A 13,354-nucleotide genomic window follows, 5' to 3' on the forward strand; every position below is an offset into this window, starting at 1 on the left:
CATGCTGTCTAAACGCCCTTTAATGTATTAGTTCAGACTAGATCTGACACATCGTCTTCAAAATATGAGAGTTGGAGACTATAAAAGGCTATTTATTATAACGACACACGGTTGCTGTACATGAGCATAAACTGCCTCATGGCAGGCTTCCAATCTCGTAGTGGCATTGTCCACTTTTTAGCAATCTGGTGTAAAGCTAGATACAGCAACTTCGGCGTTTTTCAAGCTAGTTGTCACCATCGACCGTTTTAAGCGGCCTTTTTTTCCACTTCTTTAACTGACTCTTTTTCCGGATTCAGTGTTGTCGGTCCCACAGGTTCGCAGTTCCGTACTTCTCGTTTTCCCCAACGACTTGGATTTTCTGCTTTCGCCGCTTCAATCCGTTCTTTGCGCTTTGCCAGCAGGAGTTGATACTGACCGGTATGACGTTAGTGCGGGGTCACGAACCGTAGTTTGCTGTGCTTGTGTTCGTAGTTGTACCAGCGCGTAAACTTCAGCACCCAAGTCCTTGCTTCATCGATACTTTTAAAACCTGCTGATGGCCAATCAGGCCGATATTTACAGGTGCGGAACAACGACTCTGCAAACGGGTTATCGTTGCTCACTCGTGGCCTGCTGTACGATGTCGTTACACCAAGCTCATACGCCTTCATTCGCATGGTCTGCGATTTCATTGGCGCACCGTTGTCCGAATGCAGCACGACTCCACTGTGTAAACATTTCTCCCGGACCAGTGTCTGCTCTAACAATTTCGCGGCGTTTTCTCCACTTTCCTGTTCAAACACTTCACAACCAACAATTTTCCGGCTGAACAAATCTTCCAGCATGTACAGGTAATAAAACTGCCCACGCACCGTGCTTGGCAAGTAGGTGATATCCCAACAGAGCACCTGGCCAGGCCCGGTCGCTGTGTAGGTCGTTGGCAGCGTTGACCCTTTCGGCGCTAAACTCCGGCCGCGATGATGCAGCTGACCAAAGGTTTTTAATACCCGATAAAATGTTGATTCAGAACCATAATATTCATCTTCATCCAGCAGCGTTGGGACGATTTGCGATGGCGGTAAGCTGGCAAACTTTGGCCAATTACACACCTCGATGATTTTCGCCTGTTCTTTTTCCGTCAGCTTATTCGATGGCTGCGGCCGAATCGCATCCGGCCTTTTGTCTGCGGTGATCTGGCCATCCCGATACCAGCGCCGATAAGTGCGCAGTGTAATGCCAGCTTCTTCGCAAGTCAGATGAAGCCTGGCGCCAGCCTGGTTCGCTTCCTGTATCAAGTTTACACATTCAGTGCGCTCTGAGACCAAGGTTAATCGTCCTCGTTGTCGTTCTCCCAAAGCGCATTTAACTTTTTTCTAAGCACCAACAAGGCTGCGGTTTCAGCCAAAGCTTTTTCTTTGCGCCTCAACTCGCTCTTTAACTGTTTAATTTCCTTATGGTCGGCTTGGCGCTGCCGTTTAGCTTCCAATTCCTGCTCGCGGGAGCTCATAAACCCTCGCAGTGCATTGGCTTTCCAGGCCTTTACCTGATCAACATACAGACCTTTAGCTCGACAATACTCACTCAATTCGGCTTCATTTAAACTGGCAGTTTCAAGCACTGTGGCAAACTTAGCTTCTGCTGACCAATGTTCTGAGGTTGGTTTACTTCCGGGCACAGGACGACCTTGTTGTTTGGCTTTATCCCGCCAATTATACAAAGTTTGTACGCCAATCCCTTCTTGTCTGGAAACTTCTGCTACGGTCATGTTCGAAGGAGGCAGTAACTTGTTCAAAATCTGCTGCTTACGTTCTTCACTATAACTCGGCACAATTAAGCCTTAACGCCCCAACTGGTTAAATTTTAAGTAGTGACAACTATCCTGCCAGAGCGGGCTGAGCGTAAAACACAACCATTTATATAGTGTAATTTGTATATGTAAGAGCTAATCTTATTATTAACAACGATAGCTTTTATGCAGGTTAAGTATGTGTGTTGAATATGATAAGTTGGTAGAGGAAAAAAAGAGACGGCAGTTGGTTTATGCAGAGCTTGTATTGAGTGGAGAAAAATCGTCATGTTCACGGCCAAAATCTAGCTCAGAAAGCCCTAGAAAAAACAAAAATTTACTAAAAATCCCTAACTTTAAATTTTACTCAATGGAAATGAACTAACTAGATTGCCGAATGCCCTCTGCGTGTTGGAATAATGCAGTTGTTGAGCGTTTCTTTGGTAGTTTGAAACACGATTGGATTTTTAAAGTTGCTCAACCAACAAGGTAGTTTATGAAGCAAGATGTAACGGCTTACATGAAATATTACAACTTGGAGAGACTTCATTCTGCTAATGACGGGCCTTTTCAGCAAAGCCAAAAGAACACAGGCGGAGCGCCTTCAGCAGACAGGAAAGCTGATCCAGTCAAAACTGTCTTCCAAGTGGCTGCATTTAACCCCGATAGCACGATTGCTTTTAACCGTAAAATCAATCGCCCAGCATTACTTGATATGCTTAGGAAATGTGAGTCAACACTCGTGGTCATGGAGGCATGCTACAGCGCTAATTACTGGGGACGGGCGGCCATACCTTTAAGCTTGTCCCCGCTATAATGGTAACAGCCCTCGCTATATGTGAAGTGGTTTTCAGACCTAATATCCACATGGTTCCTGTTAAAACTTTTGAACAACAAGACATTAAAGCATTACATTGTGTACTTAGCCCTGAAGGATCCCCTCATAAATCAGCCATAGCATAGCCATATTTGAGCAACTGATTGGCGAATAATACCCAGGCCGCCAGCAATTCTTTCTCCGTGATTTGATAATCAGGCCGCCTGAGTACCTCCAATCCCAAGCGAATCGTTGAGAGTACCGTTCGATGCCCAATGGTATTGGCCTGAAAATGCTTATCCCAGCCCTGTTGCTGTGCGTGTAAACCAACTAGCCACAACAGGCATTGAACCATCAACGCTATCAGTAGGATGATGTCGAATCGCTCTGGACTGTTGGTACGACTTTGGCGTAAGCCAAAGCCGTATGCCGGGCTTTTGAGGTCACGAAAGGTTTCCTCTATTTGCATACGTTTGGCGTACAGGTTTACCAGCTGCTTTGGGCTCCGAGATTCTGGTGGTAAATTGCTGGCTAACACCCAAGGCTCTTTCGCCGATGTTGAGTACGTTTTTGCCGATGGATGGTGGCAATTAGTCCTCGTTGAACGCTGATTTGTACGCCCCTTAGGTTTGCTACGATAAAGCGTGAGATGGCAATTGATAGGGTTAGTTTTGGTCAAGGTCTTACAACCCAGGCTCTTCGCTTGACCGTTGGCCAAGTCATGTGTACTGCGAACTGCACGCCAATTTTCAGCGCCAATATCTGCAAATTGAACTGTACCGCGAATACGGCTTAGCCAAAACCAACCATGCGCCTCAACCTCTTTGTACCAAGGCACTTTGAACCCCGCGTCAGTCACGATGAGAGGGGTAACATGCAAAGGTAAAATCTTGGCTAAGTCCGCTAAAAAACCGTTGTGGGAGGCCTTAGAGCATTGTTCTGATAGGGGATAGGACTTCTCATACAGGGTAATAGAGCGGCCATTGAAGGCTATTGAGGCGCGCAGAGCCATGATGCGTTTATGCTCTCGGATGTCTGACCAATCGACGAGCACAATCGGCATAGGGTTACCAGAACAGATGAGGCTGGCATGCCATTGGTAGACAGCTAACCGTTCTTGATGCAGATGCGTGTTGCCGAGCAAACGATCAATGCGCTTGATGTTGTGCTTGGTTCGGGCCGTGGTTGGTAAATTTCGACCTAACTCAGTCAAGGTCAGTGTCTTACATTCAATCAGTGCCTTAGAGGCCAGCATCAAGCTGTTTAATCGTTTTAGGTGAAGTTCTGGGCAGTATTGGTGTAAAGAATGTTGTAGGATATTGGCTTCGCGCATCTTGTTGTCCAAGTGTAGTTTTTGGCGAAACCATTTGATCATGCAACAAGATGCGCTTCCACCCTAATTTGATGATTTATTTGTAAATCATCAGGGGATTCTTCAGTGCTAAATGAAACATCACTCTCTAAATGCCGAGCCTCAAATAGACTTCCGTGAACGTGATAAACCTGAGTTGAGCCTGCTCGTTCGTGAAGATTATCCACATTACTGGTTACAACACTAACCCGGTATTTTTTTTCAAGTTCGGCAATGGCAATGTGTGCTGGATTAGGGTGTGCTGACAACACTTCCTGTTTGCGGAAATTATAGAAATCGATAACTTTTTCTGGGTACGCTTTTAAGGCCTGAGCAGAAGAAACCTCTTCAACCCGATACTTCAACCACAGTCCATTATCATCAGTAAATGTCGCTAGCTGATCCGCTGATATTCCTGCTCCAGTAAAAACGACAATATGGTTTGGATCAATCTCTGGTTTACTCAAAATAACTTCTCCTAAGATGTCATGATTTTTAATCGCAATGTGGAGTTATATATTGTTTTTTAATGGAACAGTTTTGTACGTACTTCTGAGCATTGAGGCACGCTTAAATACGGATCCAATGATGATTAGGGACTTCACTCTTACTGTTGGCTCCAGGATTTGAAATGCTGCACCCGCGAAATTTGGAGGCGCATTTCTCTGGTTGATGAACGTGACCTGTCAGTAACCATACAAGAGACAAGGTGCCTGATTTAATTGCCGTTGTTAGGTCCCTTGAGCCAAAATCTCTCCCCGATTGCTTCGCGACACTAAGCCCTGAAGGCGGCTCGTGGTGAAGCAGTACATTGCATCGAGAAAATGGTGTGAAGTCAGATGTACCATATGACGCGCTGCCGAATATCACCCCATTGATTGAGGCTATAGCCTGATCTGCGTAGATCCCCTCAATTTCCCTTAACCAGGTTGAATTGAGTTCATCACCTAATTGGTCATGATTGCCCGAGCATACAAAAATAGGACGATTGAACTGTTTTAACCAGCATGAGATAACGGCCACTTGCTCATCGATTGGTGTAGGGCAGTTGTATCGACTATCAATGAAGTCACCTGTTAGACAAACAACGTCAGCTTCGGATGCAATGTCGGTAACCCATAGCATTTGAACTTGGTTGAAATGCAGATCGGAAACATGGAGCAGTTTCATTGTCAGTCCTATTGAATAAAAGGCATATCGGTTGGTGTGAGTAGTGGATCATACAAACATATCGAGCCGTCAATGTGGCTATAGACTTCAGCCGTTACTAACACCGAATAACCTAACTTAATCATTTCGTTAGCCTTCTGTTGATAATGCATCCAAGCGTCGCGATCTCTCTGAAACGTCAAATAGATTTCAACATCAAAATTCTCAAAACAATTATATGCCTCTGCGATGATCCGCAATTCAAAATCTGCTGCGATCATGGGGATGCCAGCATGACTCGAGACAGTTCGACCAACGTGAGCTGGCAGGATTTGTTTGAGCCGACAAATTAGCTTCAGACTATGAAAGGCTGAAAGTTGGCCAAGCAGATGAAATGGATCGCCGGACAATAAAAGTAAAGGTGCAACCGTAGGTACAGTCATTGTGATTTCATTTCAGCTAAGCGGTTGATCTGTTCTACTGCAGCAAGCATTCTTATTCTTGCTGCAGGATTACTCGTATGTACATAAATTTTCGGAGGCTTAAAGCCTGTATCAACAATAGCTTGCTCAATCCAAAGCAGCACATCGTAGCCAGTACCTCTAGCATCATCCCCTAAATCATGGTCTAGGCTAATATCGGTTACCATGCCTTTGGCTAAACAGGAGATAACTTCATCTGGCCATCGAGCGTGTAGCCAGCCAGTAGGAGCGAGTCGTTCATCATCCAAAAATATTTTCATCTTAAGTAGTTTTCATCGTCCATTCTCATTAATGAACATAGTGTATTCAGCGAGACGACAAGTAATGTCGTTTGTCTATTTCTATTGTTCATAGCCAAGCAGTTTTGCTAACGGGAAGGGTATGCTCAAGCGAGACTATAAAATTTTCGGTGTAAGTGGCCTTCGAGGTCATGTGGATGCCAAGGAGGGTAATATGTCAATTTGGATCTCATTAGGGCGCAACAGACGCCGGATATATGTCGTAAGAGTGTGAACCATTAACAACTGATACCCCGTTGTGAAAGGTGAATTATCGACTAACGTAAATGTACTAGCCCAGACCTGCTTCAGAACAATGCCTGAATCGTTAACTCCTTAGGGTGATCTAAGCGTGATGTTTATCGTCAATCAATGGCACAAGCTATTGTGCGCATTCGCCTCAGTGTTCGCTTCGCCCTGCACAGCTTGTATATTTCTCTTGCTCCTCATACTTAAAAAGGTCACGTCGCTCTACTGGTAAAGTTGTATACTTTCGGGGCTTTTATTTTTCTAACCTTTTACTTTGGGATAGGCGATATGCGAATACTCATTACCGGTGGTGCAGGGTTTATTGGATCGGCATTAGTGCGAATGCTGATTGAGCAAACGATGTGCATCGTGATCAATGTCGATAAGTTAACCTATGCCAGTCATCCAGAGGCTTTAGCGGCTATTGCCGATAGTGAGCGCTATCATTTCATACAGGCGGATATTTGTGATGGAGCGACATTAGAGCAAGTCTTTCAGGTTCATCAGCCCGATGTGGTAATGCATTTAGCGGCTGAAAGTCATGTTGATCGCTCAATTGAAGGACCCGCTGCATTTATCCAAACCAACATTGTGGGCACCTATACGTTGTTAGAAGCTTCGCGCCGATATTGGCAGCAATTAGCGGATACGCGAAAAGGGTTATTTAGATTTCATCATGTTTCTACCGATGAGGTTTTTGGTTCACTGACCGAAACTGGATTGTTTAGTGAAACCTCAGCTTATGATCCGAGCTCGCCTTATTCAGCAAGTAAAGCTTCAGCGGATCATTTGGTTCGTGCTTGGCATCGAACTTATGCTTTACCGATAGTGATGACCAACTGCTCCAATAACTATGGCCCTTTTCAATACCCTGAAAAGCTCATTCCCCTAATGGTCACCAATGCGTTACAGGGTAAACCGTTGCCAATTTATGGTAATGGTCAGCAAGTGCGTGATTGGTTGTATGTGGATGATCACGTTAAGGCGCTCTATTTAGTTGCGACTCAGGGGGAGCTTGGGCAAACCTATAATATTGGTGGTTCCTGTGAGCAAACTAATTTGACGGTTGTGCGGCAAATTTGCGCCTTATTAGAGGAGTTAGTGCCTACTCATCCGCAATCTCTTGCAATGGGTAGTGCGGGTTTTGCTGATTTAATTCAGTATGTTGTTGACCGGCCTGGCCATGATGTACGCTATGCTATTGATGCCAGTAAAATTCAACGTGAATTAGGTTGGAGAGCGCAAGAGTCTTTTGAGTCAGGTCTCAGAAAGACGGTGGAGTGGATTATTAACCAGCAATATCCTATAACGAGCGACTAGTACTCGCGCAAGCTCACCCTAGAACATCACTATGTGGCTCTAGAATCTAGGTACGCCGCAAGCAGCTACAGAATGTCACTACGTGACTTACGGATAACGGAACGGGCTTCGCTCTCACGGTAAGCGAAGCGTTCTGTGAGTGAGCTTGCGAACGTTCCGTCAACCTTCAACGTTTCTTGTTCTGTCAACATCTTCACTCTGCTTTTATCACATCAATAAATTGCTCAAAATCCTCAAGATGATGCTGTACAACATGGACAACGATATCAAGGTTGAGTTCTTGGTAGTCATGTACTGCGATGTTTCGCAGGCCGACCATTTTCTTTAAGTTATCTGCGAGTGGCTGAGTAATAAGGTTATTTTGTGCGAGTAATGTAAAGCTATCACGGCTACTTTGGGGGATGCCTAGTTGTTGTTGGCGGTTAATATGATTGGCTATGTCGATACAGGCTTCGCAGCAGCGTTGTAAATTGAGGATAACGCTATCTTGCAAGGTGAAGTCTTGTTTGAACTGGCTTCCATCACCATAGACTTGTTGGATGCGCTTTATACAGCGTTTGATGGTGGCTATTTTATTGATAATAATGTCATTCAAAGTGACTCCCCCTATGGTCTTTGGCTGCGGTGTTGGCCATTACATCATCAATAATTGCCTGTCTTTCGGCTTGTAGATGTTGGTACATTGAGATGGTCTTTACGGCAAAAAGTTCATCATCTTGTTGTGTTCCCCAAAGTTGCTTCCCTTGAGTGACTACCTGTTGGCATAACACTGTGGATGCTGAGCGTAAATCAACCAGATCAACATCTGAGTCCAACGCCGAAGCGAGTTTTTGGGCAAGTTCCCAGCGTGCAATATTGTCTAAAGTGTCAGCGGCGAGTACCGCGATATCGATATCGCTGTTGCGGTGTTGTGTTCCCTGCGAATAAGAGCCAAACAGGTAGATTAATTGCAACTTTGGGATGTTGTCTCGCAGTAACTTTATGATTTTCTTTTCATTTAGTTGTTGCATAGGTCCATTGCTCGATTTGATGAATTCGGGGTGAGTATATAGCATATAAGGCGGAGCCAAAAGGACGGACTCAGGTTTTGAAGACGCGACTGTGTGGATCTATAATCTAGAACTTTTTAGTGCATTCTATAACGATACGCAGTACCTGACATTGTTTATGGTTTAGTAGGGACGGGTTTTCTATATGTGTGTGCTTAAGTATTGGTCGTTCAGCGTCTGAAGAGGTTGCATCGGAAGTTTCAATTTCTTCTAATCGCTGCATTTTTGACGGCTGCGCTTTTAAATTCTGGCCTCGTAGGCATTGCACCATATCATAACGCTTAAGTTGAATAATTTGGCCTTGGTAAACTAAGTTCAGCGGTTCAAGGCACAATAACCACTGTTGCAACTCGTTATTGTGTACATTCGATGTTTGATGAGCATCATCAATATTGCTGGTTTCTATAGACTCTGGGCTTAACGAGCCATACGACTCCGGCCATTCAATATACGCGCGATACTTGCCGCGTTTAGTCATTACATTAAAGTCGATAATTTGCTTATCTAAGAGTTGGCTTTCGATCTGAGTTTCGCCGCTAAAACAAAATGCGGGCTCATTGGGGCGAAGGATTAATTCATTTGCCTCAGCCGCATCATTAGACATCATCTTAAGTTTTACGCCTGCACCTTCTAATATACACAGCTGTCTATCTATGCTGGGAAATTGTGAGAAGGGTCCATCACTCGAAATGGTGGCAATGCTGATCCTAAAATCAAAATTACTGAGGTCAGCATCCTTTGGCGATATTAACAGTTGTTTAGTACTGCCACCGCCATTTTTCCATAGGCTCGATTCGCATTCTTCATAACGGATAATTTGGATATTAGAGTTCACGTGTTGGTTACTCTTTTCAATTTGGGTGGCGCCGACGCGAGAAGATAGGACGCTGACAAGCTTGCTCTAGATCGAGAATCGCAGCGCTCTAACTCTACGGACGCCGCTAGCAGCAATGGAACGTCACTGCGTGGCTCAAGGTTTACGAAATTGCTTATCACCGACGGTAAGCGAATCATTTTTCTTTTACCGTTATCGGTAAGCAGAACGTTCTGTCAACGATTTTACTGTGAGCGAATCGCTTAACTTCTCACTGTCACGCTGCAATGTTCTTTTTACATCCCTTTCTTTTTCAACATATAGTGCTCAGCCAGTTCGCCGCTGAGCCTGTTGCCTTCGTTATCTAGCATAAATAGCTGGTTTTCACCGACGAGGTATTTACTGCCATCGGATAAAGTAATTTTTGAGCCCTTGCCATCCCAGTCAAATTTTCCTGCCACCTTGAAGATGCTCTCATCTTTGCCCAAATAAATACTTTTTAATTCAAAGCGGTTATCTGCCAGTAGCGTTAGCGTGGTTTGAATACCTTCGCAACTCGCACAGGGTAAAACACCTTCATACGTGCCTGGCCAATCGAGTGCATTTTGGCTGGTATCGCCAAGGGGGATGGTCTTTTGAGTTTCTGTATTGGCTGTGGAGTTTTGATCTGTTGCATGTTGCGGATCGCTGCAAGCAGTTGCCATTATTGCGACTAAGGCGATAGTAAAGAGTGGACGTTGCATATTCATCTCAAGCCTCTGATTTATTGATATTAGGGATGATAACCGCCATCTACGATGGCACCAAACTTATTTACTATGGTAAGGGGTCATATTAAAGGCATTAAGGCTATGCTCGATATGGCATTTGGGAGCTTAATTTCAGCGGCGCTTACGGCTTCATTGCTATAGTGTTAAATCCGATAATATGGCGCGATCGCAGTTGAGCCGGGGGAGTGAGAAGCGCTGAAATGCTATTCTGTAGAGTAATCTACCTAGTGAGTTTGCAGATAGAATCTATACTAAAGACTATCACTTTAAGGTTAGTACTTAAGACTCTTGCATAAGCATTGGCCACTGAAGCTATTGTCAGATTTCAATGTCTGGTGAAGCCACGCGGAGAACTCCATCATTATGACGCGGATGTTAGATAGGATTTTATTTGACGTGAGTCGCTCCTCAATTATTGATGGTGGCGATTTAGCTGAGGCATCGCAACTCATTGTTGCTTCAGTGTGCCAAGGCTTAAACATCAGCCGTGCCAGTATTTGGTTATGGACTGAAGATCATCAAAGTATGCACTGCTTTTACCTGCTCGATAAAATGCAAAGACAAGAAGCTTTTGTCTTAACGCGTGCTGATTATCCTTATTATTTCAGTTTATTAGATAATGAAAGAGCGATAGTGGCTAATCAGGCTCAAACCGATAGAGCAACCCATGAGTTTGTAAAGGTTTACTTAGTGCCTAATGGTATTACCTCCATATTAGATAGCACTATCCGTCATCGCGGTAAGATGGTGGGCATTATTTGCTCTGAACATCAAGGTGAGCCAAGAGAATGGACCCGCGATGAAAAAGCCTTTGCTTCCGCCTTGGCCGATTTATTTGGTCGGGCAATGAGTGCAAAGGAAATTTTAGATTATCAGCAGCAATTAAAAGTCATTAATGCGGATTTGGAAGCGCAAGTTGAATTAAGAACTCAAGAATTGGAAACCGCATTGGCGGATTTACGTTCGACACAACATCATTTGATTGAAAATGAGAAAATGGCGGCTTTAGGGAGCTTAGTGGCAGGGGTTGCCCATGAGGTCAATACGCCTTTGGGGATTGCTGTTACTTCCGTAACTCATTGTTTAGATGAGGTCGCATTGCTAAAAAGTACATTTGAGCAAAATGAACTCGACGAAGATAAGTTTTTAAACTTTATCAATACGATGCAAGATGGTTTGGGACTGATAGAGCGAAATTTGGCGCGAGCAGCGGAGTTAGTCCACAACTTTAAGCGGACCGCGGCGGATCAGTCGGTACTTGAACGTGAGCGATTTAATTTAAAGGCTTATCTTTTCCAGATTTTTAGCTCATTAAGGCCATTAATGCGTAAGAAGAATATCACCTTAACCGTTGACCTTGATGACCAAATTTTCATCGAGTCTTACCCTGGGGCAATAGCGCAAATTTTTACCAATCTAGTTGCCAATAGCTTTCGGCATGGGTTTCCTGACAATTTTGCTGGTGATAAACAAATTACTATCCGAGTTGAACAGCAAGGCTCGAACGTTTGCATGAGTTATCAAGATAATGGTGTCGGCATGACTGATGAGGTCAAGATGAAAGCCTTTGAGCCTTTTTTTACCACCGCTCGTAAAGATGGCGGCACAGGCTTAGGAATGTCAATTATCTACAATTTGGTTACCCAAAAGCTCCATGGCAGTATTATTCTGACCTCTTCGCCTAACCAAGGCGTAAAAGTCGACATACAACTTCCTGAGAAATAAAGCGGAATCTAGAACCTATAAGCCTAGAAGTCGCATAGCAACGTTCTGCCTTTTCTCGTAAGCCATTGGCCGCGCTGCGCTTAGCTTGTATTTATATGCTACTATCTGTGCCTTAATTCAATCCACTAATCCTCGATATATCAATGAGAAAAGGCATTCTATTGGCGGGTGGTACAGGCTCTCGCCTTTATCCGATGACGCAGGTTGTGTGTAAGCAATTATTGCCTATCTACGATAAGCCAATGATCTATTACCCATTGGTGACTCTGATGCAGACGGGCATTAGAGACATTTTGATTATTTGTACTCCTAATGATTTGCCACTTTTTAAGGCATTACTGGGTAATGGTCAGCGTTGGGGGATCCAGCTTGAATATGCTGTACAGCCTTCACCAAGGGGATTAGCTGAGGCCCTTATCATCGCTGAACCCTTTCTTGCTGGCCACTCCTGTGCGTTAATTCTTGGCGATAACTTATTTTATGGCCAGCAACTTAACACAAACTTACAAAAGGCGACCCAGTTAGCCGTTGGCGCCACCGTATTTGGCTATCATGTGGCGAATCCTAATGCTTATGGCGTCGTTGAGTTTGATGCTAATGGTAAAGCCATTTCCATTGAAGAGAAACCGCGCGCAGCACGGTCTTCCTATGCCATTCCCGGTTTATATTTCTTTGATCATAGAGCCAGTCAACTGGCTAAAACGGTTGCTCCCTCTGCGCGAGGTGAGCTAGAAATTGTGGATGTGATCAATCAGTATCTGCTGCTTGGGGAGTTGCAGGTTGAAATCATGGGGCGGGGGACCGCTTGGCTAGATACAGGCACGCCCGATGCGATGGCTGAAGCGACCCAATTTATTGCCGCTATTGAGAAACGACAGGGCTTGAAAGTGAATTGCCCGGAGGAAGTGGCATTCCATTGTGGCTGGATTAATGCCTCGCAGCTAGCTGCCTTAGCTCAACCTTTACTTAAAAGTGGCTACGGTGAGTATCTTTTAGGCTTATTACATAAACAGGTGTTTAATGAAGTGCGTTGAAACCGAGCTGGCTGAAGTACTAGTCTTTGAACCTAAGGTATTTGGCGATGAGCGTGGCTTTTTTATGGAAACCTTTCGGCAAGCGTATTTTACTGAGTGCTTGCTGAGTCGCGGATTTGAAGCGCCAGCGTTAGTGCAAGATAACTATAGTCGCTCGCAGCAGCATGTATTGCGTGGATTGCATTACCAGCAACAATATCCGCAGGGCAAATTAGTCCGAGTGTGTGCTGGCAGTATTTTTGATGTTGCCGTCGATATTCGGCCACAATCCGCGACCTATGGCAAATGGGTTGGCAGGATTCTTTCTGCGGATAATCATTTGCAAATGTGGATCCCCCCAGGGTTTGCCCACGGGTTTTATGTGTTAAGTGAGTATGCAGATGTGTTGTATCGTTGCAGCGATTATTATGCGCCGGATGATGAATATGTACTTGCTTGGAATAGTGCCGAGTTTACGATTGAGTGGCCACTGTTAAATAACACACCCATTCTTTCCGCAAGAGATGCCAATGCCGCCGTTAGCGTCTAAACGCTAACGGCGGTTTCAA

The 13,354-nt window shown here is 44.6% G+C and carries 13 protein-coding genes and 3 pseudogenes; 6 read left to right on the forward strand and 10 right to left on the reverse strand.

Annotation, left to right across the window (positions count from 1 at the left end; translation table 11 throughout):
* Positions 1–248: 248 nt before the first annotated feature.
* A pseudogene (locus tag FJD32_RS07580) lies at positions 249–1,810 on the reverse strand (IS3 family transposase).
* A gap of 364 nt (positions 1,811–2,174) precedes the next feature.
* On the opposite strand from FJD32_RS07580, the pseudogene FJD32_RS07585 reads away from it, so the two are divergent.
* Together FJD32_RS07585 and FJD32_RS07590 are read left to right on the forward strand one after the other, a co-directional pair.
* Positions 2,175–2,327: pseudogene (locus tag FJD32_RS07585) on the forward strand (integrase core domain-containing protein); the annotation flags it as partial.
* Positions 2,328–2,414: 87 nt separating this feature from the next.
* A pseudogene (locus tag FJD32_RS07590) lies at positions 2,415–2,599 on the forward strand (IS110 family transposase); the annotation flags it as partial.
* A 110-nt stretch (positions 2,600–2,709) separates the two neighbouring features.
* Here FJD32_RS07590 and FJD32_RS07595 read toward each other — a convergent pair.
* The 5 genes from FJD32_RS07595 to FJD32_RS07615 form a co-directional block, all read right to left on the reverse strand.
* Complete coding sequence (locus FJD32_RS07595; RefSeq protein WP_001206290.1) at positions 2,710–3,918, reverse strand: IS4-like element IS10A family transposase; 1,209 nt, start codon at positions 3,916–3,918, stop codon at positions 2,710–2,712.
* A gap of 38 nt (positions 3,919–3,956) precedes the next feature.
* Positions 3,957–4,403: a Sir2 family NAD-dependent protein deacetylase gene (locus tag FJD32_RS07600; RefSeq protein WP_205403038.1), complete on the reverse strand. Its 447-nt coding sequence runs from the start codon at positions 4,401–4,403 to the stop codon at positions 3,957–3,959.
* 103 nt (positions 4,404–4,506) lie between these two features.
* Positions 4,507–5,106: a metallophosphoesterase gene (locus FJD32_RS07605; RefSeq protein ID WP_069455299.1), complete on the reverse strand. Its 600-nt coding sequence runs from the start codon at positions 5,104–5,106 to the stop codon at positions 4,507–4,509.
* 8 nt (positions 5,107–5,114) lie between these two features.
* Positions 5,115–5,528: a hypothetical protein gene (locus FJD32_RS07610; RefSeq protein ID WP_069455298.1), complete on the reverse strand. Its 414-nt coding sequence runs from the start codon at positions 5,526–5,528 to the stop codon at positions 5,115–5,117.
* Positions 5,525–5,827, reverse strand: coding sequence for a cyclic-phosphate processing receiver domain-containing protein (locus tag FJD32_RS07615; RefSeq protein ID WP_205403039.1), 303 nt, complete (start codon positions 5,825–5,827; stop codon positions 5,525–5,527). Before FJD32_RS07615 ends, FJD32_RS07610 begins: the two co-directional genes overlap by 4 nt.
* A 555-nt stretch (positions 5,828–6,382) precedes the next feature.
* Here FJD32_RS07615 and rfbB point away from each other — a divergent pair.
* Entirely contained in the window at positions 6,383–7,414 is a 1,032-nt protein-coding gene (rfbB, locus tag FJD32_RS07620) for a dTDP-glucose 4,6-dehydratase (RefSeq protein ID WP_069455296.1), read from the forward strand.
* 193 nt (positions 7,415–7,607) lie between these two features.
* Here the strand turns inward: rfbB and FJD32_RS07625 are convergent, their stop codons facing one another.
* The 4 genes from FJD32_RS07625 to FJD32_RS07640 form a co-directional block, all read right to left on the reverse strand.
* Complete coding sequence (locus FJD32_RS07625; protein WP_069455295.1) at positions 7,608–8,009, reverse strand: type II toxin-antitoxin system toxin; 402 nt, start codon at positions 8,007–8,009, stop codon at positions 7,608–7,610.
* Positions 8,002–8,424, reverse strand: coding sequence for a type II toxin-antitoxin system antitoxin (locus tag FJD32_RS07630; RefSeq protein WP_069455294.1), 423 nt, complete (start codon positions 8,422–8,424; stop codon positions 8,002–8,004). The genes FJD32_RS07625 and FJD32_RS07630 overlap by 8 nt, the downstream gene beginning before the upstream one ends.
* Positions 8,425–8,530: 106 nt before the next feature.
* Complete coding sequence (locus tag FJD32_RS07635; RefSeq protein ID WP_086904479.1) at positions 8,531–9,298, reverse strand: HutD family protein; 768 nt, start codon at positions 9,296–9,298, stop codon at positions 8,531–8,533.
* 275 nt (positions 9,299–9,573) lie between these two features.
* The gene (locus FJD32_RS07640) at positions 9,574–10,020 is read right to left on the reverse strand and encodes a copper resistance protein NlpE (protein ID WP_181159904.1); all 447 of its coding nucleotides are present in this window, start codon (positions 10,018–10,020) and stop codon (positions 9,574–9,576) included.
* Between the two features lie 390 nt (positions 10,021–10,410).
* Here FJD32_RS07640 and FJD32_RS07645 point away from each other — a divergent pair, with 390 nt between their 5' ends.
* The 3 genes from FJD32_RS07645 (at position 10,411) to rfbC (ending at position 13,335) form a co-directional block, all read left to right on the forward strand.
* Positions 10,411–11,772 carry a GAF domain-containing sensor histidine kinase gene (locus FJD32_RS07645; protein WP_109277866.1) on the forward strand — a complete coding sequence of 454 codons (1,362 nt, stop codon included), beginning with the start codon at positions 10,411–10,413 and terminating at the stop codon, positions 11,770–11,772.
* A gap of 143 nt (positions 11,773–11,915) precedes the next feature.
* Positions 11,916–12,806 (forward strand): glucose-1-phosphate thymidylyltransferase RfbA, encoded by an 891-nt coding sequence (gene rfbA, locus FJD32_RS07650; RefSeq protein WP_055646646.1) that lies wholly within the window; start codon positions 11,916–11,918, stop codon positions 12,804–12,806.
* On the forward strand, positions 12,793–13,335 hold the full coding sequence (gene rfbC, locus FJD32_RS07655) for a dTDP-4-dehydrorhamnose 3,5-epimerase (protein ID WP_037428279.1): 543 nt from the start codon (positions 12,793–12,795) through the stop codon (positions 13,333–13,335). Before rfbA ends, rfbC begins: the two co-directional genes overlap by 14 nt.
* The last annotated feature ends 19 nt before the right edge of the window (positions 13,336–13,354 follow it).

The sequence above is a fragment of the Shewanella sp. LC6 genome, assembly GCF_006385735.2.
GTDB classification, from domain to species: domain Bacteria; phylum Pseudomonadota; class Gammaproteobacteria; order Enterobacterales; family Shewanellaceae; genus Shewanella; species Shewanella xiamenensis.